At 65.6% G+C, this 22,896-nt stretch carries 22 protein-coding genes; 14 read left to right on the top strand and 8 right to left on the bottom strand.

What is annotated here, in order from left to right; all coding sequences use genetic code 11:
- Positions 1 to 132 precede the first annotated feature (132 nt).
- From dapC to cls, 6 genes are all read left to right on the top strand, one after another.
- The gene (gene dapC / locus AWB75_RS13680; protein ID WP_061124725.1) at positions 133 to 1,350 is read left to right on the top strand and encodes a succinyldiaminopimelate transaminase; all 1,218 of its coding nucleotides are present in this window, start codon (positions 133 to 135) and stop codon (positions 1,348 to 1,350) included.
- Between the two features lie 42 nt (positions 1,351 to 1,392).
- On the top strand, positions 1,393 to 2,232 hold the full coding sequence (dapD, locus tag AWB75_RS13675; RefSeq protein WP_061124615.1) for a 2,3,4,5-tetrahydropyridine-2,6-dicarboxylate N-succinyltransferase: 840 nt from the start codon (positions 1,393 to 1,395) through the stop codon (positions 2,230 to 2,232).
- Position 2,233: 1 nt separating this feature from the next.
- Positions 2,234 to 2,605 (top strand): ArsC family reductase, encoded by a 372-nt coding sequence (locus AWB75_RS13670; protein ID WP_061124614.1) that lies wholly within the window; start codon positions 2,234 to 2,236, stop codon positions 2,603 to 2,605.
- A 95-nt stretch (positions 2,606 to 2,700) separates the two neighbouring features.
- The gene (dapE, locus tag AWB75_RS13665; protein ID WP_061124613.1) at positions 2,701 to 3,837 is read left to right on the top strand and encodes a succinyl-diaminopimelate desuccinylase; all 1,137 of its coding nucleotides are present in this window, start codon (positions 2,701 to 2,703) and stop codon (positions 3,835 to 3,837) included.
- Between the two features lie 42 nt (positions 3,838 to 3,879).
- Positions 3,880 to 4,764: a 50S ribosomal protein L3 N(5)-glutamine methyltransferase gene (gene prmB, locus AWB75_RS13660; RefSeq protein ID WP_061124612.1), complete on the top strand. Its 885-nt coding sequence runs from the start codon at positions 3,880 to 3,882 to the stop codon at positions 4,762 to 4,764.
- 129 nt (positions 4,765 to 4,893) lie between these two features.
- Positions 4,894 to 6,384, top strand: coding sequence for a cardiolipin synthase (gene cls / locus AWB75_RS13655; RefSeq protein WP_061124611.1), 1,491 nt, complete (start codon positions 4,894 to 4,896; stop codon positions 6,382 to 6,384).
- Between the two features lie 6 nt (positions 6,385 to 6,390).
- On the opposite strand, the gene AWB75_RS13650 is transcribed toward cls, so the two are convergent.
- Positions 6,391 to 6,870, bottom strand: a complete 480-nt coding sequence (locus AWB75_RS13650; RefSeq protein ID WP_061124610.1) for a glutathione peroxidase — start codon at positions 6,868 to 6,870, stop codon at positions 6,391 to 6,393.
- A 156-nt stretch (positions 6,871 to 7,026) separates the two neighbouring features.
- On the opposite strand from AWB75_RS13650, the gene AWB75_RS13645 reads away from it, so the two are divergent.
- Positions 7,027 to 8,967 (top strand): ATP-binding cassette domain-containing protein, encoded by a 1,941-nt coding sequence (locus tag AWB75_RS13645; protein ID WP_061124609.1) that lies wholly within the window; start codon positions 7,027 to 7,029, stop codon positions 8,965 to 8,967.
- Between the two features lie 25 nt (positions 8,968 to 8,992).
- Positions 8,993 to 10,018 (top strand): CaiB/BaiF CoA transferase family protein, encoded by a 1,026-nt coding sequence (locus AWB75_RS13640; RefSeq protein WP_061124608.1) that lies wholly within the window; start codon positions 8,993 to 8,995, stop codon positions 10,016 to 10,018.
- Here AWB75_RS13640 and AWB75_RS13635 read toward each other — a convergent pair whose 3' ends face one another.
- The 3 genes from AWB75_RS13635 to alr all read right to left on the bottom strand — a co-directional run bounded on the left by AWB75_RS13635 (position 10,019) and on the right by alr (position 12,983).
- The gene (locus tag AWB75_RS13635; protein ID WP_061124607.1) at positions 10,019 to 10,282 is read right to left on the bottom strand and encodes a DUF2866 domain-containing protein; all 264 of its coding nucleotides are present in this window, start codon (positions 10,280 to 10,282) and stop codon (positions 10,019 to 10,021) included.
- A 188-nt stretch (positions 10,283 to 10,470) separates the two neighbouring features.
- The gene (gene radA, locus AWB75_RS13630) at positions 10,471 to 11,856 is read right to left on the bottom strand and encodes a DNA repair protein RadA (RefSeq protein WP_061124606.1); all 1,386 of its coding nucleotides are present in this window, start codon (positions 11,854 to 11,856) and stop codon (positions 10,471 to 10,473) included.
- A 56-nt stretch (positions 11,857 to 11,912) separates the two neighbouring features.
- Positions 11,913 to 12,983 (bottom strand): alanine racemase, encoded by a 1,071-nt coding sequence (gene alr, locus AWB75_RS13625; RefSeq protein WP_061124605.1) that lies wholly within the window; start codon positions 12,981 to 12,983, stop codon positions 11,913 to 11,915.
- A gap of 281 nt (positions 12,984 to 13,264) precedes the next feature.
- Here alr and lplT point away from each other — a divergent pair, with 281 nt between their 5' ends.
- The 4 genes from lplT to thiD are packed head-to-tail and all read left to right on the top strand — an operon-like array spanning position 13,265 to position 16,889.
- On the top strand, positions 13,265 to 14,572 hold the full coding sequence (gene lplT, locus AWB75_RS13620) for a lysophospholipid transporter LplT (protein ID WP_061124604.1): 1,308 nt from the start codon (positions 13,265 to 13,267) through the stop codon (positions 14,570 to 14,572).
- Positions 14,573 to 14,606: 34 nt separating this feature from the next.
- Positions 14,607 to 15,422: a hydroxyethylthiazole kinase gene (thiM, locus tag AWB75_RS13615; protein WP_061124603.1), complete on the top strand. Its 816-nt coding sequence runs from the start codon at positions 14,607 to 14,609 to the stop codon at positions 15,420 to 15,422.
- Between the two features lie 2 nt (positions 15,423 to 15,424).
- Positions 15,425 to 16,072: a thiamine phosphate synthase gene (gene thiE, locus AWB75_RS13610; protein ID WP_061124602.1), complete on the top strand. Its 648-nt coding sequence runs from the start codon at positions 15,425 to 15,427 to the stop codon at positions 16,070 to 16,072.
- A gap of 4 nt (positions 16,073 to 16,076) precedes the next feature.
- Positions 16,077 to 16,889 carry a bifunctional hydroxymethylpyrimidine kinase/phosphomethylpyrimidine kinase gene (thiD, locus tag AWB75_RS13605; protein ID WP_061124601.1) on the top strand — a complete coding sequence of 271 codons (813 nt, stop codon included), beginning with the start codon at positions 16,077 to 16,079 and terminating at the stop codon, positions 16,887 to 16,889.
- 12 nt (positions 16,890 to 16,901) lie between these two features.
- On the opposite strand, the gene AWB75_RS13600 is transcribed toward thiD, so the two are convergent.
- The 4 genes from AWB75_RS13600 to tsaB are packed head-to-tail and all read right to left on the bottom strand — an operon-like array spanning position 16,902 to position 20,086.
- Positions 16,902 to 17,894, bottom strand: a complete 993-nt coding sequence (locus AWB75_RS13600; RefSeq protein ID WP_061124600.1) for a DUF1853 family protein — start codon at positions 17,892 to 17,894, stop codon at positions 16,902 to 16,904.
- Positions 17,894 to 18,829, bottom strand: coding sequence for a uracil-DNA glycosylase (locus AWB75_RS13595; RefSeq protein ID WP_061124599.1), 936 nt, complete (start codon positions 18,827 to 18,829; stop codon positions 17,894 to 17,896). The genes AWB75_RS13600 and AWB75_RS13595 overlap by 1 nt, the downstream gene beginning before the upstream one ends.
- Positions 18,816 to 19,310: a ribosomal protein S18-alanine N-acetyltransferase gene (gene rimI / locus AWB75_RS13590; RefSeq protein ID WP_061124598.1), complete on the bottom strand. Its 495-nt coding sequence runs from the start codon at positions 19,308 to 19,310 to the stop codon at positions 18,816 to 18,818. The genes AWB75_RS13595 and rimI overlap by 14 nt, the downstream gene beginning before the upstream one ends.
- Positions 19,307 to 20,086 (bottom strand): tRNA (adenosine(37)-N6)-threonylcarbamoyltransferase complex dimerization subunit type 1 TsaB, encoded by a 780-nt coding sequence (gene tsaB / locus AWB75_RS13585; protein WP_061124597.1) that lies wholly within the window; start codon positions 20,084 to 20,086, stop codon positions 19,307 to 19,309. The genes rimI and tsaB overlap by 4 nt, the downstream gene beginning before the upstream one ends.
- Before the next feature lie 165 nt (positions 20,087 to 20,251).
- Here tsaB and AWB75_RS13580 point away from each other — a divergent pair, with 165 nt between their 5' ends.
- Together AWB75_RS13580 and AWB75_RS13575 are read left to right on the top strand one after the other, a co-directional pair.
- Positions 20,252 to 20,521, top strand: a complete 270-nt coding sequence (locus AWB75_RS13580; protein ID WP_061124596.1) for an acyl-CoA-binding protein — start codon at positions 20,252 to 20,254, stop codon at positions 20,519 to 20,521.
- A gap of 471 nt (positions 20,522 to 20,992) precedes the next feature.
- Positions 20,993 to 22,624 (top strand): DEAD/DEAH box helicase, encoded by a 1,632-nt coding sequence (locus AWB75_RS13575; RefSeq protein ID WP_061124595.1) that lies wholly within the window; start codon positions 20,993 to 20,995, stop codon positions 22,622 to 22,624.
- The last annotated feature ends 272 nt before the right edge of the window (positions 22,625 to 22,896 follow it).

Raw genomic sequence — 22,896 nt, 5'->3', positions numbered from 1 at the left:
TTCGGGCATGACGCCGCACGCTATAATCGCAAGTTCGTTTCACGTCCGTTCGATGTCTTCCGATGCCGATTCCGCAGGCGTTTCATGCGCTTTAGCGCCGCCTGGCATCGCTCACTGCTTACCGGTCACGCCGTGAATCCACTTCTCAAGAAACTTCAGCCTTATCCGTTCGAAAAGCTTCGCTTGCTCTTCAAGGGCATCGAGCCGCGCGCGGGATTCGCGCCGATCAGCTTCGGCATCGGCGAGCCGAAGCATCCGACGCCCGCGCTGATCCGCGAAGCCGTGGTCGACGCGCTCGACGGCCTCGCCTCATACCCGGCCACGCTCGGCAGCGAGCCGCTTCGCTCCGCGATCGCGACGTGGGTGAAAGCGCGCTACGGCCTCGAATCGATCGATCCGGCGACCGAAGTGCTGCCCGTCGCCGGTTCGCGCGAAGCGCTTTTCGCACTCGCGCAGACCGTGGTAGACACCCGCACGACGGACGCCGCCGAACCGCCCATCGTACTCTGTCCGAACCCGTTCTATCAAATCTACGAAGGCGCGGCGCTGCTCGCGGGCGCCGAGCCCTACTTCGTCAACAGCGACCCGGCGCGCAATTTCGCCTGCGATTACTCGCAAGTGCCGGCGCACGTCTGGGCCCGTACGCAATTGCTTTACGTGTGCTCGCCGGGCAATCCGACCGGCGCGGTGCTGACGCTCGACAACTGGCGCGAGCTGTTCGCGCTGTCGGACGAGCACGGCTTCGTGATCGCGTCCGACGAGTGCTATTCGGAGATTTATTTCGACGAATCGAAGCCGCCGCTCGGCGGTCTCGAAGCGGCGCGGCTGCTCGGCCGCGGCTTCGAGCGTCTCGTGATGCTGTCGAGCCTGTCGAAACGCTCGAACGTGCCGGGCATGCGCTCGGGCTTCGTCGCCGGCGATGCAGCGATCCTGAAGGACTTCCTGCTCTATCGCACGTATCACGGCGCGGCGCTGTCGACGGTCTTCCAGCGCGCGAGCGTCGTCGCCTGGCTTGATGAAACGCACGTGCGCGACAACCGCGCGAAGTACGTGCAAAAGTTCGAAACGGTCACGCCGATGCTCGCCGAAGTCCTCGACGTGCGCCTGCCTGACGCCGCGTTCTACCTTTGGGCGAACGTCTCGCGCACCGGGCTCAGCGACACCGGGTTCGCCGCGCGTCTGTACGCCGACTATAATGTGACGGTTCTGCCGGGCTCTTTTCTCGCGCGCGCAGCGCATGGCACGAATCCGGGCGAAGGCTTCGTGCGCATCGCGCTCGTGGCCGAGACTGGCGAATGTGAAGAAGGGGCCCGCCGCATCGTCGAATTCTGCCGCACGCTGACGTCCTGAGCAGCGTCGCCGGTCCAAAACTACCCATCCTCGATACCAACTATGTCGCAACAACTTCAGAGCATCATCGATACCGCCTGGGAAAACCGGTCCGAGCTGTCGCCCAAGGCCGCGCCCGCCGAAGTCCGCGAAGCCGTCGCGCATGCGATCGAGCAGCTCGACCACGGCGAGATGCGCGTGGCCGAGAAGCGCGACGGCGAGTGGATCGTGAATCAGTGGCTCAAGAAGGCCGTGCTGCTGTCGTTCCGTCTGGAAGACAACGCGCCGATGCCCGCCGGCGGCGGGTCTTACAACTACACGCAGTTCTACGACAAGGTGCCCTCGAAGTTCGCGAACTACACCGCCGAAGACTTCGCCGCGGGCGGTTTCCGCGTCGTGCCGCCGGCCATCGCGCGCCGCGGCTCGTTCATCGCGAAGAACGTCGTGCTGATGCCGTCGTACACGAACATCGGCGCTTATGTCGATGAAGGCACGATGGTCGATACCTGGGCCACCGTCGGCTCGTGCGCGCAGATCGGCAAGAACGTGCATCTGTCGGGCGGCGTGGGCATCGGCGGCGTGCTGGAGCCGCTGCAGGCGAACCCGGTGATCATCGAGAACAACTGCTTCATCGGCGCGCGTTCGGAAGTGGTGGAAGGCGTGATCGTCGAAGAAAACTCCGTCATTTCGATGGGCGTCTATCTCGGCCAGTCGACCAAGATCTACGACCGCGAAACCGGCGAAGTCAGCTATGGCCGCATTCCGGCGGGCTCGGTCGTCGTCGCGGGCAACCTGCCGTCGAAGGACGGTTCGCACAGCCTCTACTGCGCCGTGATCGTCAAGAAGGTCGACGCGAAGACGCGCGCGAAAGTCGGCCTGAACGAACTGCTGCGAGGCGACTGAGTTGGCACGCGGATCCACCCCGACGACGGTCGTCTACGGCATTCCGAATTGCGACACCGTGAAGAAAGCGCGCGTGTGGCTGGAAGAACACGGCGTGCCGTTCGAGTTTCACGACTTCAAGAAGGCCGGCGTGAATGACAAGCTGATCCAGGACTGGCTGAAGGACGTGCCGCTCGATCAGCTCATCAACAAGCGCGGCACGACGTGGCGCGGCCTGTCCGACGTCCACAAGGCCGAGGCCGACACCACTTCGGGCGCGATCGCACTGATGATCCACAAGCCGTCGATCATCAAGCGGCCGGTCGTCGTCGTGAACGGGCGCGTGAAGACCCTCGGGTTTTCCGCCGAGCAGTATGAAACGCTCTTCGTCTGAGCCGACGCGATGACTGTGAACCCGACGGTCATCGCCAGTTCGCACCGAGTGCCGGCCCGCGCGCCGGCATTTTTTATCGCTGTGGAAAAAGAACCATGTCCGCCACCCTCTCTCTCACCGAAGCGCTGATCGAACGCGCATCCGTCACGCCCGACGACCAGGCTTGCCAGGCGCTCATGATCGAGCGGCTCGCGGCGATCGGCTTCGCATGCGAAACGATTGAATCGGGCGGCGTCACGAATCTGTGGGCCGTGAAGCGCGGCACGGACGCTTCGGCCAAGCTGCTCGCCTTCGCCGGCCACACCGATGTCGTGCCGACCGGCCCGCTCGAACAATGGAGCTCGCCGCCCTTCACGCCCACACTCCGCGATGGCAAGCTCTACGGCCGCGGCTCGGCGGACATGAAGGCGTCGCTCGCGGCGTTCGTGGTGTCGAGCGAGGAATTCGTGGCGCGTCATCCGGAGCATCGCGGCTCGCTCGCGTTTCTGATCACGAGCGATGAAGAAGGCCCCGCGACCGACGGCACGATCAAGGTCGTCGAAGCGCTCAAGGCGCGCGGAACGCGCCTCGATTACTGCATCGTCGGCGAACCGACGTCGAACGCCACGCTCGGCGACATGGTCAAGAACGGCCGGCGCGGCTCGATGACGGGCAAGCTCGTCGTCAAGGGCGTGCAGGGGCATATCGCGTATCCGCATCTCGCGAAGAATCCGGTGCATCTGCTCGCGCCCGCGCTCGCCGAGCTCGTCGCCGAAAAATGGGATGACGGCAACGAATACTTCCCGCCGACAACCTGGCAAGTGTCGAACCTGCATTCCGGCACGGGCGCGACCAACATCATTCCCGGCCACGCCGACCTGATGTTCAACTTCCGCTTCTCGACCGCGAGCACGGTAGAAGGCCTGCAGAGCCGCGTGCACGCGATTCTCGACAAGCACGGCCTCGACTACGATCTGAAGTGGATCGTGAGCGGCCTGCCGTTTCTCACGCCGCGCGGCGCGCTGTCGGATGCGCTCGATAAAGCCATCTTCGATGAAACCGGCGTGCGCACCGAGCTGTCTACCACGGGCGGCACGTCCGATGGACGCTTCATCGCGCGCATCTGCGATCAGGTCATCGAGTTCGGCCCGCCGAACGGCACGATCCACAAGATCGACGAGCATGTCGAAGTGCGTTTCATCGAACCGTTGAAGAACGTGTACCGGCGCGTGCTCGAACAACTGATCGCTTGACTCACTTGGCCTAATTGATCCCAAAATAAAAAGGAGCCTTCGATGGCGCTACCCTTCACCACCGTGCGCGACCTGCTGCGCTTCGGCGTTTCGCGCTTCACCGAAGCGGGCTTGTCGTTCGGCCACGGCTCGGCCAATGCCTACGACGAAGCCGCGTACCTGATCCTGCACACGCTCCATCTGCCCCTCGACACGCTCGATCCGTTCCTCGACGCGCGTTTGCTCGACAACGAAATCGACGCCGTCATGAAAGTGATCGAGCGCCGCGCGAAGGAACGCATTCCCGCCGCGTACATCACGCAGGAAGCGTGGATGCACGGCCGCCGCTTTTACGTCGATGAACGCGTGATCGTGCCGCGCTCGTTCATCGGCGAGTTGTTGCAGGACGGCTTGCAGCCCTATGTGGCCGATCCGGATCAGGTCACGCGCGTGCTCGAACTGTGCACCGGTTCCGGGTGTCTGGCGATTCTCGCGGCAGAGGCCTTCGAGAACGCCGATGTCGATGCCGTCGATATCTCGCCGGACGCGCTCGCGGTGGCACGCCGCAACGTTGACGATTACGGTCTCGACGAGCGCGTGACGCTCCATGAAGGCGACCTGTACGCGCCGCTGCCGACCGCGCGTTACGAGGTCATCATCACGAACCCGCCCTACGTCAACGCACACGCTATGCGGGCGCTGCCGGAAGAGTACCGGCATGAGCCCGAGCTCGCGCTCGCCGGCGGCGCGGACGGCATGGACGTCGTGCGGCGCATCGTGCGCGACGCGGGCAAGTGGCTGACCGAGGACGGCGTGCTCGTGGTCGAGATCGGCAACGAGCGGCCCAATGTCGAGGCGGCGCTGGGCGGCCTCGATCTCGTGTGGCTTTCGACGAGCGCCGGCGACGACAACGTCTTCCTCATCCAGGCCGCCGATCTGCCTGCCTGATGTTGCCCGCGCGGGCGAGCGTTGCGGCGAGGCCCAGGCGCCGCAACGTTCTCTGACACTGCGCGCGAACGGGTTGGGTAATATGGCAAATCGCCATTAGCAAAGCCCTTCCAACCCTTCCCCGCGTCTATGCAAGCATCCGACTGGCTACACCTCGGCACGCTCGTGATGGCCGCGCATGTCCTCGGCGTGATTGCCGCGATCCATGCCGTCATCAATACACGCACGTCGCAAGGCGCGGTCGCGTGGGCCGTGTCGCTCGTCGCGATGCCCTACTTCACGCTGATTCCGTATCTCTTCCTCGGCCGCAGCAAGTTCGCGGGTTACATCGACGAGCGGCGGCTCGAGATCGACATCCTGCGCAACCGCTCGAAGCCCGCCGAATGGGATTCGGGCGCCCGCAGCGATGCGCCCGAAACCGCCGCGCTGGTCGATTCGACGGGCGCGCGCGGCGAAATCGCGCCCGGACCGGCGGCCTATCTCGGCAATCCGACGATCCGCACGCTGCAGCGCCTCTCCGGGATGCCCTTTCTGCGCGGCAACTCGGCGCGCTTGCTCATCAATGGCGACGCCACGTTCGCCGCGATGCTCGACGCCATCGCCGCGGCCGAACGCTATGTGGTCGTGCAATTTTTCATCGTGCGCGCCGACGCGCTCGGCGAAAAGCTCAAGGATGCGCTGATCGAAAAGGCCCAGGCCGGCGTGCGCGTGTACTTCCTGTACGACAGCATCGGCAGCTTCGACCTGCCGCATCGCTACGTGAACGCACTGCGCGCCGGCGGCGTCGAAGCGCATCCGTTCGCGGCCACGCGCAAGTTCGTGCATCGCTTCCAGATCAACTTCCGCAATCATCGGAAGATCGTCGTCGTGGACGGCAAATGCGCGTTCGTCGGCGGGCACAACGTGGGCGTCGAATATCTCGGCGGCAATCCGCGCCTTTCGCCGTGGCGCGATACCCACGTGGAAGTGCGCGGCCCGGCAGTGGCCAGCATCCAGTTCGTCTTCACCGAAGACTGGTACTGGGCGACGCAGCGTCTGCCCGAACTCGGACCCGCGCCGCATTCGGACGAGAACATGCACTGCATGGTGCTGTCGAGCGGCCCCGCCGACAAACAGGAAACGTGCTCGCTCTTCTTCGTCGAGGCGATCAACGCGGCGCGCGAGCGCATCTGGATCACGTCGCCGTATCTGATCCCCGACGAGGCCGTGTTTTCGGCCCTCAGGCTCGCGGTGATGCGCGGCGTCGACGTGCGCATCCTGATTCCGAGCCGGCGCGATCACCGCGTGGTGTTCGCTGCGTCACGGCTCTATGCCTACGATCTCGTGCAGGCGGGCGTGCGCATCTTCCGCTACAAGCCGGGCTTTCTGCATCAGAAGGTCGTGCTCGTCGACGACATCGCGGCGTCTATCGGCAGCGCGAATCTCGACAACCGATCGTTCCGCCTGAACTTCGAGATCACGGTGCTGACGGTCGATCGCGCGTTCGCAAGCCAAGTGGAAGCGATGCTGCTCGCAGACTTCGCGCATTCCTTCGAGATCGACGCCGACGACTACCGCGGCAAGGCGTTCTGGCGGCGCATGGCGATGCACGTCGCGCGGCTTTTCTCGCCGATTCTGTGAATGCGCTCAGAGCAGCTTTTCGATGTCGTCGGTGATCGCGTCCGGCTTGGTCTGCGGCGCGTAACGTTTGACGACGTTCCCCTCGCGATCCACGAGAAACTTCGTGAAATTCCACTTGATGGCCTCGATGCCGAGCAGTCCCGGCTCCTTGTCCTTCAAATACTTGTAGAGCGGATGCGCGTTCGCGCCGTTCACCTCGATCTTCGCGAACATAGGGAACGTGACGCCGAAGTTCTTCTCGCAAAAGCTGCCGATCTGCGCCGCGTCGCCCGGTTCCTGCTTGCCGAACTGATTGCACGGAAAGCCGAGCACTTCGAAGCCGCGCGCCGCGAACTGCTGGTAGACCTCCTGCAAGCCCTTGTATTGCGGCGTGAAACCGCACTCGCTCGCCGTATTCACGATGAGCAGAACCTTGCCGCGATAGGTGTCGAGATCGACGGTCGCGCCGTCGAGCGTTTCAGCCGAAAAGCCGTAGATGTCGCCCATTGCGTGCTCCGGAAGGAATCAGATGAAATTCACCCGATGCTACCGCGACGAGCGTTCGCCCGCCATTGGCCGAACGGCCGACCCCGGCGACGTAAGCCGTCCGGTCTAAAATAGCGCTTTCCTTCCAAGCCGCGCTCTTTTCGCCGCCATTTCGACGTGATCCGTTTCAATCAGTTCAGCCTGTCCCGCGGCACCAAGCCGCTTTTCGAAGACACCAGCTTCACGCTCAATCCGGGCGAGAAGGCGGGTCTCATCGGCGCGAACGGCGCGGGCAAGTCCACGCTCTTTTCCGTGCTGCGCGGCGAGTTGCACGCTGACGGCGGCGATTTCTCGATGCCGCCGTCGTGGCGCATCGCGCATGTCGCGCAGGAAACGCCCGCGGTTGACCGCAGCGCGCTCGATTACACGCTCGACGGCGACACGCATCTGCGCGCCATCGAAGCGCGCATCGCGTCGGCCTCAGCCGCGCACGACGGCGCCGCCGAAGCCGAAGCCCACGCCGCCTTCGCCGATGCCGACGGCTACACCGCGCCCGCGCGCGCCGAAACGCTCCTGCTCGGCCTGGGCTTCACGCTCGAGCAGACGCGCGAGCCGGTGTCGAGCTTTTCGGGCGGCTGGCGCATGCGTCTGAATCTCGCGCAGGCGCTGATGTGCCCGTCCGATCTGCTCCTGCTCGACGAGCCGACCAATCACCTGGATCTGGACGCCATCGTCTGGCTCGAAGACTGGCTCGGACGCTATCCCGGGACGCTCGTCGTCATTTCGCACGATCGCGAGTTTCTCGATTCGGTCTGCAACGTCACGCTGCATCTGGAGAATCGTCAGGTGAAGCGTTACGGCGGCAACTACAGCCAGTTCGAAGTGCTGCGCGCCCAGCAGATCGCGCTGCAGCAAAGCGCCTACGAGAAGCAGCAGAGAACCGTCGCGCATCTGCAGAGCTTCATCGACCGCTTCAAGGCGAAGGCAACGAAGGCGAAGCAGGCGCAAAGCCGCGTGAAGGCGCTGGAGAAGATGGAGCTGATCGCGCCCGCGCATGCGAGCTCGCCCTTCACGTTCGAGTTCCGCGAACCCGACGCCGCGCCCAATCCGATGATGGTCATGGAAAGCGTGCGCTGCGGTTATCGCAACGACGAAGGCGGCGAAATTCCGATCGTGGAAGGCGTGACGCTGTCGATCCAGAACGGGCAGCGCATCGGCCTGCTCGGCGCGAACGGCCAGGGCAAATCGACGCTCATCAAAACGCTCGCGCAGACGCTCGAACCGCTGTCGGGCGGCGTGCGTGAAGGCAAAGGCTTGCAGATCGGCTATTTCGCGCAGCATCAGCTGGAAACGCTGCGCCCCGACGATTCCCCGCTCCAGCATCTCGCGCGTCTCGCGCCGGACACGCGCGAGCAGGAATTGCGCGATTTTCTCGGCAGCTTCAATTTTTCCGGCGACATGGCGACGGCGAAGATCGCGCCCTTCTCCGGCGGCGAGAAAGCGCGGCTCGCGCTCGCGCTGATCATCTGGCAGAAGCCGAATCTGCTGCTGCTCGACGAGCCGACCAATCACCTCGACCTCGAAACCCGTCATGCGCTGACGATGGCGCTCGCGCAGTTCGAAGGCACGCTGATTCTCGTGTCGCACGACCGGCATCTGCTGCGCGCGACGACCGACACGTTCATGCTCGTCGCGAAGCATCGGCTGAGCCCGTTCGACGGCGACCTCGACGATTATCGCGACTGGCTGCTGCAGCATGCCGCCGAAACGCGCGCCGCCGCGAAGGAAGCGGGCAGCGCGGCGTCGGGCGAGGCGCAGGACGGCGGGCCCAATCGCAAGGAGCAGCGTCGTCAGGAGGCGCAGGAACGGCAGAAGCTTTCGCATCTGACGAGGCCGCTCAAGTCGCGCATCGCGAAGATCGAGAAAGAGATGGAGAAGCTCAACGCGGAAAAGGCGGAACTCGACACGCTCGTCGCCGATCCGGCGAGTTATGAGGCCGCGATGAAGGCGAAGCTCACCGAGACCATCCGCCGTCAGGGTGAAGTCAACACGCGTCTCGAAACGCTCGAAATGGAATGGCTCGAAGCGCACGAAGAGCTCGAGCAGATCGGCTCATGAGCGGCTCATAAAGGAGATCGACGACTTGACGCCTTCCCTCACCGGCCTGCGCGTGCTGGACCTGACGCGGCTTCTGCCCGGCCCCGTTGCGACCTTGCGGCTCGCGGAGCTCGGCGCCGACGTGCTCAAGATCGAACCGCCCGGCGAGGGCGATTACGCGCGCGCGATGCTGCAAAGTGAGGCGGACCGGCAAAGCGGCGCGCCGAGCGCGTTCTACCGGATCGTCAATCGTGGAAAGCGCCAGCTCACGCTCGATCTGAAGACCGACGAAGGCCACGCGAAACTGATCGAGCTCGCGCGCGACACGGATGTGCTGGTCGAGAGCTTCCGGCCTTCAGTGATGGCGCGGCTGGGCGTCGGCTACGACGTGCTGCTCGAGGCGAATCCGAAGCTCGTGTATTGCGCGATCACGGGCTACGGCGGCGAAGGACCGTTCGCCGACAAGGCCGGGCACGATCTGAACTACCTCGCTTATGCGGGCGTGCTCGATCAGCTCGCGGCGCGCGACGGCACGCCCATCGCGCCGAATTTCCAGCTTGCGGATCTGCTCGGCGGCGCGCTCTGCGCCGTCATGGAGATACTTGCGGCGGCGTGGCATGTCGCACGCGGCGGCGACGGCCGTTGCCTGAACGTTTCGATGACGCACGCGATGCATGCGCACAACGTGATGGCGCACATCGCGCTCGCCAACGATAACGAAGCGGCCACGCGCGCGGGCGCGGGCCTGCTGAACGGCGGCGTGCCGTGCTACGACGTCTATCGCACGCGAGATGACCGCTTCATCGCGGTAGGCGCGCTCGAACTGAAATTCTGGCGGACCTTGTGCGGCGCGCTCGGCCGCCCGGACTGGGCGACGCGGCACTGGAGCCTCGGACAGGCGATCGGCCAGGCGGACGCCGCGCAATTGTCGGCGGAAGTGGCCGCGTGCTTTCGCGAGCGCACGCGCGACGAATGGATGGGGCTCCTCGAGCCGCTCGACTGCTGCGTCGCGCCGGTGCTCGCGCCCGCCGAAGCGGCGGCGCATCCGCTGTTTGCGCTCGCCGCGCGCTGATCAACGCCGCGGCAAGACCTGGCGGGGCTGACGCTCGTCGTCGATGAGCACGTGCTTGCGCCCCATCACATGCTGGCGAATCGTGGCGACGACTTCGTCCTCGGTGATGTCGGCCGCGACGACGCGCCGCGAGATCTGGCCCTGCTCGTCGATCCATTCGAGAATTCGGCAGCCGCTGCCCCAGGGCTGCTGCAGCGGCGCGGAGACGCGGCATCCGCGCAGATGGAACGCGGGCTTCGGCCGGGTTGATTTGGCGTGTTTCAATGCGTGGTCCTCTCGATCCTTCCAGCCACTTCGCTTCTTGAAACGCCTTAGCGAAGTTGGCCGGGTCCGTAGCCTTGTAAGGATAGAAAAACCCCGCGTCGCTTGGGTTACATTGCGCAACCGGTTTTTTACGAGACGTTACGAAGGGTCCGATCATCTCGACGGCGCACGCGCCGAAACGTTCGCGATCATTCGAGATCGCGAACGCGATCGATCGCTTCGTCGATGCGGTCCACCGCGATCACCTTCAGGCCGTCGATCGCCTGCTTCGGCGCGTTGGCCTTCGGAATGAGCGCGACCGAAAAGCCGAGCTTGGCCGCTTCCTTCAGACGGTCCTGTCCGCGCGGCGACGGCCGGATCTCGCCCGCGAGACCCACTTCGCCGAACGTGATGAGGCCTTGCGGCAGCGGCTTGTTGCGCATCGACGAGTGGATCGCGAGCAGCACGGCCAGATCAGCGGCGGGCTCCGTGATCTTCACGCCGCCGACCGCGTTCAGGAACACGTCCTGATCGAAACACGCGATGCCCGCGTGCCGATGCAGCACGGCGAGCAAGAGCGCCAGCCGGTTCTGCTCCAGACCGACCGCGAGCCGTCGCGGATTGGGCACGTGCGCCGTATCGACGAGCGCCTGCACCTCGACGAGCAGCGGGCGCGAGCCTTCCTGCGTCACGAGCACGCACGATCCCGCGACACTTTGCTCGTGCTGCGACAAAAAGAGCGCCGACGGATTGGCGACGCCACGCAAACCTTTCTCCGTCATCGCGAACACGCCAAGCTCGTTGACCGCGCCGAAGCGGTTCTTGAACGCGCGCACGAGGCGGAACGACGAGTGCGTGTCGCCCTCGAAATAGAGCACCGTATCGACGATATGCTCCAGCACGCGCGGCCCCGCGAGGCTGCCCTCTTTCGTCACGTGACCGACCATGATGATCGACGTGCCCGTCTGCTTCGCGATGCGCGTCAGTTGCGCCGCGCACTCGCGCACCTGCGCGACGGAGCCGGGCGCGGACGTCAGCGCTTCCGAATAGATCGTCTGGATGGAGTCGATCACGGCGACTTCGGGCCGTTGCTCGTCGATGGTCGCCTGAATTTTTTCGAGCTGGATTTCGGCGAGCAGCGCCAGATCGCCCGCCGCGCTCGTGCCGCCGATCAAACCGAGCCGCTGCGCGCGCAACGCGATCTGCGCGCCCGATTCCTCGCCGCTCACATAGAGCGCGGGCCGCTCGCGCGCGATCTCCGCGAGCGATTGCAGGAGCAGCGTCGATTTGCCGATGCCCGGATCGCCGCCGATCAGCACGACGCCGCCCGGCACGAGACCTCCGCCCAGCACGCGGTCGAATTCGCCGACGCCGGTCGTGAAGCGCGGCACGTCGGACGCCTCGATGTCGGCGAGCTTGCGCACCGGCGAGCTCTTCGCGAGCGCCTGAAACCGATGATTCGAGGCCGTCTGCGCGACCGATTCCGTCAGCGTGTTCCACGCATTGCACGCGGCGCATTGGCCGGTCCATTTCGGTGACTCCCCGCCACACTCGCTGCAAACGTACAGCGTCTTTGCTTTCGCTACTTTTGCCACACAAAGCCTTGCTTGAGATTCTCGTTCTTCGCGGCTCGAAAGCCTTGTCGACAACGTTATTCCGCGCGCACCGGCACGCGCTGCGCGATCGCGCACATGAGCTCGTAGCCGATCGTGCCGGCCGCGGCCGCCACGTCGTCGATCGGCAGGTTCGCGCCCCACAGCTCGACGCGCGAGCCGATGCCCGCGCCCGGGCACGGCGTCAGGTCGACGGTGAGCATGTCCATCGACACGCGCCCGACGAGTTTCGTGCGCACGCCATCGACGATCACGGGCGTGCCTTCCGGCGCCACGCGCGGATAACCGTCCGCATAGCCGCACGCGACCACGCCGACGCGCATCGATGCGCCCGCCGTGAAGGTCGAGCCATAGCCGATGCTGCTGCCCGCGTCGACCGTCTGCACCGCGATCAGCTCCGACTGGAGCGTCATGGCGGGCTTGAGGCCGGTGGCGGCGATATCGCCGGTCACGCCCGAAGGCGACGCGCCATAGAGCATGATGCCGGGCCGCACCCAGTCGAAATGCGCGTCCGGGTGCCACAGCACCGCCGCCGAGTTCGCGAGGCTGCGCGCGCCCGCGATGCCCTGCGCTCCGCCCTCGAACGCTTCGAGCTGATGCGCGATGCCGCGCGGACCGTCGGCATCGGAGAAATGGGTCATGAGCGTGATCTGGCCCACGCCCTGCGCCGCACGCGCGCGCTCCCAGGCGGCGCGGAACCTGGCCGGCGTGTAGCCGAGCCGGTTCATGCCGCTATTCATCTTCAGCTGAATGTTGACCGGCTTCGACAGGCGCGCCATTTCGAGCATGCGCAACTGTTCGTCGCAGTGGACCGCCGTGGTGAGGCTGTAGCGGTCGATCACGTCGATATCGGTCGGCCGGAAAAAGCCCTCGAGCAAAAGAATGGGCCCCGCCCAGCCCAATTCACGCAACTTCGCGGCTTCTTCGAGGTCGAGAAGGCCAAAGCCGTCGGTTGCGCGCAGTCCGGGGAACGCCCGGGCGAGCCCGTGGCCATACGCATTTGCCTTGACGACAGCCCAGATCTTGGATTTCGGCGCGTATTTGCGCGCAATGGCGAGGTTGTTGGCGAGTGCGGCGGTGTGGATCGTTGCAGAAAGGGGGCGCGGCATGAGCGTTTGGTGGAATTGCAGTGAGTGCGGTCTAAAAGGCGAGCATACGACAGCGGGAGGCGTTCTGCTGCGCCGACCACGACGCCTTGCGGAACATTATCTTATGAGGAATTTCATGCACGAGCGTGTGATTTCTCGCGCGATCGAGATTACTGCTAGTCAGAATGCGCCTATTTTCGTGTTATAAAGCCGTGCGCACAACCCATTTCGAAAGGCATAAGCCCGAGCGCCTATCCGGCGCCCGGGGCGGATCACCCGCAGTGAGGAAAGCTTCGGATCAGATGAAAAAAGGTTTTTACACCATCATGGCCGCGCAGTTTTTCTCGTCGCTGGCCGATAACGCTCTACTGATCGCTGCCATCGCACTGCTGAAAGACCTTCACGCGCCGAACTGGATGACGCCGCTGCTCAAGCTGTTCTTCGTCCTGTCGTATGTGGTTCTCGCGGCGTTCGTCGGCGCTTTCGCGGATTCCCGGCCCAAGGGTCACGTGATGTTCGTGACCAACTCCATCAAGGTCGTCGGCTGCGTGACGATGCTCTTCGGCGCACATCCGCTGCTCGCGTATGGCATCGTCGGCTTTGGCGCCGCTGCTTACTCGCCGGCAAAGTACGGCATTCTGACCGAACTCCTGCCGGCCGACCGGCTCGTCGCCGCGAATGGCTGGATCGAAGGCACGACTGTCGGCTCGATCATCCTCGGCACCGTGATGGGCGGCGCGCTCATCAGTCCGCATATCGCGAGTCATTTGCTCTCGCTGCACATTCCGCGCATTAACACGCCGGCGGAAGCCGCGATGCTCGTCATCATGCTGATGTACGTGATCGCCGCGATCTTCAATCTGCGCATTCCCGACACCGGCGCACGCTATCCGAAACAGGAAACGCGGCCGCTCAAGCTCATCACCGATTTCGCCGACTGCTTCCTCGTGTTGTGGCGCGACAAGCTCGGCCAGATCTCGCTCGCCGTCACGACGCTCTTCTGGGGCGCGGGCGCGACGCTCCAGTTCATTGTGCTGAAGTGGGCCGAAGTGTCGCTCGGCATGACGCTCTCGCAGGCCGCGATCCTGCAGGCGGTGATTGCGGTCGGCGTCGCGGTGGGCGCCGTGCTCGCCGCCGCGCGCGTGCCGCTCAAGCGCTCGCTCACGGTGCTGCCGGTCGGCATCATCATGGGCTTCGCCGTCATGCTGATGGCGTTCTACACGCGCCACCTCTTTCCCGCGCATTGGGGCATCTACTTCGGCAAGATGCACTTCCCCGGCTATCTGCTGATCGCGTATGTGTTCCTTATGATCGTCGGCGGGCTGTCCGGATTTTTCGTCGTGCCGATGAACGCGCTGCTCCAGCATCGCGGGCACGTGCTGCTGTCCGCCGGGCACTCCATCGCCGTGCAGAACTTCAACGAGAACCTCTCGGTGCTCATCATGCTGTGCCTCTACGCCGCGCTCGTGTGGCTCGACATGCCGATCCAGTTCGTCATCGTGATGTTCGGCTCGTTCGTGTGCCTGATGATGTACTTCGTGATGCGGCGGCATCAGGCCAATCAGCGCGCATTCGATTCGGTCGCGCTGATCGGCGAAGCGCGGCATTGATCCGTCGCGCGCCTGCGTTCCCGAGAAAGCCATCATGCCCGCCGCCGATCTCTTTTCTTTCGTCAGCCGCGTGCGCGAACGCGCACCGCTCGTGCACTGCCTGACGAATCTCGTCGTCACCAACTTCACCGCCAACGTCCTGCTCGCGATCGGCGCCGCGCCCGCGATGGTCGTCGCGCGCGAGGAAGTCGGCGAATTCGCGCCGCTCGCCAATGCGCTGTCGGTCAATCTCGGCACGCTCGACGTGCCGCAGAGCCGCGCGATCCGCGCCGCCGTCGATGCCGCCAACGGCGCGGGCAAGCCGTGGGTGCTCGACCCGGTCGCGGTCGGCCCGCTCGCGTTTCGCACCGAATTCGCGCTCGATCTGCTCGATGCCAGGCCCGCGGCGATTCGCGGCAACGCGTCGGAGATCATCAGTCTGTCAGGCGGAGCGGCGAGCGGCCGCGGCGTCGACAGCACCGCCGCCACCGACGCCGCGCTCGACGCCGCGCAGATCCTCGCGCTGAAGACACAGGCCATCGTCGCGGTGACGGGCGAGACCGACTACGTGACCGATGGCCGCCGCACAATTGCGCTGTCCAACGGCTCGCCTCTGATGACGCGTGTGACGGGCGTCGGCTGCGCGCTGTCGGCGACGGTCGCGGCGTTCGTCGGCACGGCGTCGGAGCGCGGCGAGTTCTGGGCCGCCACGGTCGCGGCCATCGCGTATTCGACGATCGCCGGCGAGCTGGCCGCGCGCGACGCCGCCCTGCCCGGCAGTTTCGCCGTCGCGTATCTGGACCGGCTCGCGTCGCTCGATGCCGACGCGTTCGGCAGGACGCTCGTGCAGCGCGATATCGTCGGAAACTGAGCATGCGCGCTGCGTTCGACCTCTCGCTCTATCTCGTGCTCGATCCCGTGCAGTGTGGCGGGCACGATGCGGCCGTGCGCGTCGCGCGCGCCGCGCTCGAAGGCGGCGCGACGCTCGTGCAGTTGCGCGCGCCCGAGTGGCACAAGCGCGCGTGGTTCGACCTCGCGCGCGAGCTGTTGCCGATCACGCGCGCTTACGGCGTGCCGTTCGTCATCAACGATCATGTCGATGTCGCGCTCGCCGTGGACGCCGATGGCGTGCACATCGGCCAGCGCGATCTGCCCGCCGATATCGCACGGCGGCTGCTCGGTCCCGATGCGCTGATCGGCCTCTCCGTGTCGAATCTGGACGAAACCACCGAAGCGAACACGCTCGGCGGCATCGTCGACTATCTCGGCGCGGGGCCGGTCTACGCGACGCCGACCAAAACCGATGCATCCACGCCCTGCGGCATCGACGGCCTCTCCGCGATCCGCGCCGCCGCACGCCTGCCGACGGTGGCGATCGGCGGCATCCAGTCGCACAACGCCGCCGACGTCATGCGCGCCCGACCCGCCGGTCTCGCCGTCGTCTCCGCGATCTGCAAGGCCGCCGACCCGCGCGAGGCCGCCGCAACGCTTGCCGCGACCATCGCGCAGTCACGCATCTGAGCTCATGGCATCCACGAAACCCATCCCCAACGTACTCACCATCGCCGGTTCCGACTCGGGCGGCGGCGCGGGCATTCAGGCCGATCTGAAGGCGTTCTCCGCGCTCGGCGCGTACGGCGCGAGCGTGATCACGGCACTCACCGCGCAGAACACGCGCGGCGTGACGGCCGTCCATGCGCCGGAGCCCGCGTTCATCACCGCTCAGCTCGACGCCGTGTTCGACGATATCCGCATCGACGCCGTGAAGATCGGCATGCTGGCGAACGCGGGCATCGTGCGCGCGGTCGCCGATGCGCTCAGGCGTCATCGTCCGGAGCATGTGGTTCTCGATACCGTGATGATTTCGAAGAGCCATCACGCGCTGCTCGCGCCGGAGGCGGTCGCTGCGCTGCGCGACGACCTGCTGCCGCTCGCGACGCTCGTCACGCCGAATTTGCCCGAAGCGGCCGCGCTGCTGGGCACGGAAAGCGCCGCCGACGAAGACGCGATGGTGCGCCAGGGCGAAGCGCTGCGTGCGCTCGGCGCGCAAGCCGTACTGATGAAGGGCGGCCATCTGGCATCGAACGACAGTCCTGACTGGCTCATCGAAGCGGGCGGGTCGCTCAGGCTCGGCGGCGCGCGCGTGCCGCTCAAGAACACGCATGGGACGGGCTGCACGCTGTCGTCGGCGATCGCGGCGCTGATCCCGCAGACCGACGATCTCGCGAGTGCCGCCGCCGAAGCCAAGCGCTATCTGACCGGCGCGATCGAGGCGAGCGTGCGGCTCGACGTCGGCCACGGCGTCGGGCCGGTGCATCACTTCTTCCGCTGGTGGTAGGCGGCGCGGCGCTTAACCTGCCGATGCCGCGAACGCGCGCGCTTCTTGCGGCCAGCCGTCCGGCACGATGAAACCGCGCGATTCCTCCTTCCAGCCGCCGGTGTCGTCGCGAACGTAGGCCGCGATCATCGTCGGTGCGACCGTGGTTTCCAGACGTGTCCGAATCGCCGCCGATTCGGACACGAGCGTTTCGGCGGCCGCGGCGTCAAGCCGCCGCGACGCGAGCCATGCCATGCGCGGCTGCACGACCCACGCGCGCTTATCGCCCTTATCGTCGGATGGGCTCGCGCGCGCCTCACGCCACTCCGACGCCGTCAGCCACCATCCACGCAAGTGATCCGCGCCGATCTCGGGCGCGGGCTCGATTCGATCCCCTCCGAGTCCGTGATAGAAAAGCCGTCCCTTGATGAACAACTGCGCGCGCCACGGGCCTTCGAAACCGAGCGCGGCGAATTCCGCGCGTGACGTCAGCCCGAGCTGATGCGTGACGAGCCGCGCGTGCTTCAGATCGAAGCGATCCTGAAGGTTCGGCCCGACATAATCCGACAGGCGCGCCGCGCGCGATGTATCGTCGTCGCCATCGTCGATATGCAGATAGAACTTCACCGCGAGTTCCCAATGCAGCCGGACACCGTTCGCCGCTTCGAGCAGGAAATCGCACTCGCCGATGGTGCGCCGCTGACGCCGCAACGGCACGTTCGCCGCGATCAGACGCGCCGCCGGGCCGTGCGCAAGGAAATACCGGATGAGACTTTCGGCGTAGATGCCGAGGCGCGTGAGCTTCGGATTGCGCGCGTGATCGTGGAGCGATTGCGGCGCGGCATCGAGCGCCTGGAGCCACGCGAGCGTCGCATCGCGCTCGGCCGATGACGACAGCGGGCGTGCCAACGCCACATCGCCCTCCTGCAGCAGATCGGGCGCGAAGAGCAGCCAGGCGAGATCCCGCACGGTGACATCGTCGAAGCGGTCGACGAGACGCGCGAGCTCGCTCGCCGGCGCGGCCATCAGATGCCGCCCTTCTGCGCTCCCTGCTCGACGCCGAGCGCGGCGAGCGCCTCGCGATACGTGTTGCGCGCGAGGCAAAGATCGGCCCACGCCTTCGACTTGTCCTGAAGGCTGCGCAACAGATACGCCGGGTGATACGTGACGATGACAGGCACGCCGTGGTACTCGTGCACGCGTCCGCGCATCGACGCGATGCTGGCTTCGTTTTTCAGCAGGCTTTGCGCGGCGAAGCGCCCCATCGCGACGATGACTTTCGGCTTCACGAGCTCGACCTGGCGCTGTAGGTACGGCTCGCAGCGCGCGACTTCATCGGGCTCGGGATTGCGGTTGCCGGGCGGCCGGCACTTGATCACGTTGGCGATATAGACGTTCGATTGCCGCGACAACGTGAGCGCGCGCAGCATGTTGTCGAGCAGCTTGCCCGCCTGGCCGACGAACGGCTCGCCCTGCTTGTCCTCGTTCTCGCCCGGCGCCTCGCCGATCAGCATCCAGTCGGCTTCGCGATCGCCGACGCCGAAGACCGTGTTCGTGCGGCGCTCGCACAGGCGGCAGCGCTCGCAGTTTGCGACACGTTCGGCGAGCGCGTCCCAGTCGAGCGTGTGGACGTCGCTCGGGGCATCGGCGATGACGGGCTCGGCGTGGATGGGCGCCTCGTCGGTCCATGGGAGATCGTCGTAGGCGTCGAGCGGCGGGAGATCTGATTCGGGCTGCGCGACGGGCGGCGGTTCGACGGGTTTCGGCTCTGGCCGCGTCTCGGCGGCCGCCGGCGCTTCCACCGCTGGCCGGATTTCCCCGGCCACCGGCACTTCCACCACTTGCGCGGCCGGGGCGTCGGGCTGGCTCTCCTCCTCGCGCGGCGCCGTAGCTGCCGTACCGCGTCGGACCCAGACCGGGCCGAAGCCCAGCTCTTCAACCAGCGATTCATCGAGCGCCATGCGCACTCTCCTTCGAAAACGACAGACGCATGACGATTGCGTCCTCGCGCGAGCGATGCCGCGCGGGGTAATAGTTCTTGCGACGCCCGATGGCCGAGAAGCCGAAGCGCTCGTAAAGCTGGATCGCGCGCGGATTGGACGGCCGGACTTCGAGCAGCACGCCTTCGAGCTTCTCCGCGCGCGTGATACGCACCGCCTCGCGCAGAAGCGTGAGGCCCGCGCCCGCACGCTGCGCCGCCGGCGCGACGCACAGATTGAGCAAATGCATTTCGTCGACGACGGGCATCAGCACGCAATAACCGATCAGCGTGCCGGTCACGTGCCGCAGGCAGACGCCGTAGTAGCCGTTGCGCAGCGAATCCTGGAAATTGCCACGGCTCCACGGAAACTCGTAGGCGAGTTTTTCGACGGCGGCGACTTCGTCGAGATCGGCGTCGGTCATCGGTGTGAGATACCGATCGGCCAGCAGCACGCCGCTCACCGAAGCGCCTCCGCGCGAGCCTGCAGGCGTTCTGCCGTAGTCTGGGCTACCTTGTCGCGCACATAGTCCGGCGCGGCATGTTCGGGCGCGACCGTGCGGCCCGCCCGCAATGCACGCAAGCCGATGAGCGCGACCGGCAACGCATGCGGCAGCGCTTCGCGATCGACACGCGCGGCAGCCGACAAAGCCGGCAGGCGATCGCCGAACGCGGCCGCGGCGTTGCCCGCAAGCGCGAACGGCGCGTCCGGCAGCGGCATCGAGCCGGGCGCATCGAGCGCCGCGCCGTGCAAGGTGCGCCAGTCGCCTATGGCGGCGTCGAATTCGTAGTCGGCCCAGTAAACCTCGTCCATGCGCGCATCGAGCGCCGCGAGCACGCGCGGCGGGATCGACGGATCGTTGAGCCGCGCACCTTCGGCACACGCGAGCAGCGTGCTCACCGGCACGACCGGCACGTTCAGACCGAACGCCAGCCCTTGCGCTACGCCCGTCGCCGTGCGCAAGCCGGTGAACGAGCCGGGGCCCGCGCCGAACGCGATCGCGTCGCAATCGGCGAGCGCGAGGCCCGCATCGTCCAAAAGCTCGCGCACGGCGGGTAAAAGGCGCGTGCTCGAGACCGCGCCGGTCGCTTCGTGACGAAACCAGACACGGATATTCCCGCTCGCGTAATGAGGCGCGATGGCGGACTGGACCGGAGCGGAGGCGGAGTCGGCGAGCAGCAGCGCGACGGAGCAAAATTCCGTCGAGGTGTCGAGGGCGAGCAAAACGGTGCGTGTCATAGCCGGTATTGTAATGCGGGACATGCCCCGGATTCGCGCGATCCACGCAAGCGGCGCGCTCCGAATCGCCTCTGGAAGACGCCCTCGGTTGGAGGAAAGCCTCGACAGGCGGCGCCGGCCTCGCTTGCTAAGATGGCCCGCCATCCCGATAACAACGGAGCACGCATGACCGACATCGACCAGCAATTCGCCCAGGCCCAAGCCGATGTGACGCAACTGTCCGAACGTCCCGGCAATCTCACCTTGCTGCGCCTTTACGCGCTCTTCAAGCAGGCGAGCATCGGCGACGTCGAGGGCGACAAGCCCGGTTTCACCGACATCGCCGGCAAGTACAAATACGAAGCGTGGGCCGCGCTACAGGGCACGCCGGCCAACGACGCCAAGGCGCGCTACGTCGAACTCGTCGAATCGCTGAAGCGAGGCGAAGTCGCCTGATATCGACAAAAACGGGCGTCGCGCCGCCGCGATGCCCGGAGATGGCGCGGCCATGCGTCGAAATGTGGCGCAGTGCAGCAAATTCAGATATACTAGCGGCTAGCGCTCGACTGTGGGTTGCACGCCAAACGGGCAAAGCCCGCGCAAAAGCCACACGCAGCAAGGCGCTTCGTAGCGTTTCGCTCCAATCCAGTTTAGAAACTGTCCCCTCCCTGCCAGGCCATTGCGCGGTTGTATTGCGCGCAGTTTGATTCACGGCCCGTCATGCATCAGGCTGACGTCAGTGCTTGCCGTTCTCGCGAACGACCCGGCCTGCCGTATCCGATACAGCTTCTAACCAAGATACTCGCCGCACGTTCGCGCGAGTGGCCCCCGTTTTTCGATTTGCTCGCTGTTTCTTCGCTCGCTGAATCCAACGACCTGGGTATGCCGATTGGCGCCGACGCCTTATTCCCCGTTTCAAGGATCGACATGACTTCGAGCTTCACCGCTAGCCCGTTGGAAAACCTCGCAGCAGAAATTGGCATCACCCCCACGACAGACGCCCCGGTCACTCCGGCAGTCGAGCAGCCCACCGGCCCCAGTTTCGAATCCCTCGGTCTTTGCGCCGACATCGTGTCCGCGCTGACCGCCGCGGGCTATCAGAACCCGACGCCCGTGCAGCAGCGCGCGATTCCCGCTGCGCTCGCCGGCCGCGACCTGCTCGTGTCGAGCCCGACCGGCTCCGGCAAGACGGCGGCATTCATGCTGCCGGCCATCGAAAAATTCTCGCAGCAGCAAAAGCTGGAAGCGCAGCAACCGCGCGCGCCGCGCGATCCGAATGCAAAGCCCGCGCGCCGTCCGCAGCCCGTCGCCCGCCCGCGTCTGCTCGTGCTCACGCCGACGCGCGAACTCGCGATGCAGGTTTCCACCGCCGCGACGACGTACGGCAAGCATCTGCGCCGCCTGCGCACCGTCAGCATTCTCGGCGGTGTCGCGTACGGCCAGCAGTTGATGCTGCTCGCGAAGAATCCCGAGATTCTCGTCGCGACGCCGGGCCGCCTGATCGATCACCTGGAACGCGGCCGCATCGACCTGTCGGAACTGAACATGCTCGTGCTGGATGAAGCCGACCGCATGCTCGACATGGGCTTCATCGAAGACATCGAGCGGATCGTCGACGCGACGCCCGCCTCGCGTCAGACGCTGCTCTTCTCCGCGACCATCGACGGCAAGATCTCGTCGCTGACCGGCCGCCTTCTGAAGGATCCGGAGCGCATCGAGATCGTGCAGAAGCTCGAAGCGAAGAGCAACATCGCGCAGACCGTGCATTACGTCGACGACCGCGATCACAAGGATCGTCTTCTCGATCACCTGCTGCGCGGCGACGGGCTGGATCAGGCGATCGTCTTCACGGCGACGAAGAGCGATGCCGATCTGATCGCCAATCGCCTCGCCGACGCCGGTTTCGAATCCGCCGCGCTGCACGGCGACCTGCCGCAAGGCGCGCGCAATCGCACGATCCGCGCGCTGCGCGAGCGCCGTGTGCGCGTGCTCGTCGCAACCGACGTCGCCGCGCGTGGCATCGACATTCCGGGCATCACGCACGTCTTCAATTATGACCTGCCGAAGTTCGCCGAAGACTACGTGCACCGTATCGGCCGTACGGGCCGCGCCGGCCGCAGCGGTACCGCCGTGAGCCTCGTGCATTACGCCGAAATGGGCGCGCTGAAGCGCATCGAGCGTTTCGTGCGTTCGCCGCTGCCGGTGAACGTCGTCGTGGGCTTCGAGCCGCGCAAGTCGCCCCCGAAGGGCGGTTTTGGCGGCGGCGGCCGTGGCCGTCCGGGCGGCAGCAACGGCGGACGCCGCTTCGGCGGCAACGGCGGCGGCGGCAGCAGCAGCGGCCGTGGTTATGGCGCGGGCAATGCCAGCGGCTACGGCAACAAGTCGAACGCCGGTTCGCGTGACGGCGGCGGCTATCGCGGCGAAGGCGGCGGCTATCGTGGTGGCAACAGCGATGGCGGCTATCGCGGCGGCAACCGTGGCGAAGGCGGCTTCGGCTCGCGCGACGGCTACAGCGCACGCCGCAACGACGGTCCGCGCGCGCCGCGCCGCGGCAGCTAAGCAGCATTCGGAGAGCGGTCCCTGCACCGCTTTCCTTGCCTCGAAAAAAACCGATGCCTCGCGCATCGGTTTTTTTTCGCCTTGTCGCCATATTTCACGATGCGCAATGGCCTTTTGCGTCGCAAAAGATGTGCTGCGCGGCACCATGCTGGTCGTTGCAAGATAGGAAAAGACATTCCGCAATACGAAATGCCACGCCTATCTATTTGAATTGACGAAGGAAAAATAATCCGCGAATCTCTCCTCAAGGGCTATTTCGAAAGTCGCCATTT

It is taken from the genome of Caballeronia catudaia, from assembly GCF_001544755.2.
Taxonomy (GTDB): domain Bacteria; phylum Pseudomonadota; class Gammaproteobacteria; order Burkholderiales; family Burkholderiaceae; genus Caballeronia; species Caballeronia catudaia.
Note: the sequence above shows the minus strand (reverse complement) of the source record. Positions and strands in the feature narration are given on the sequence as shown.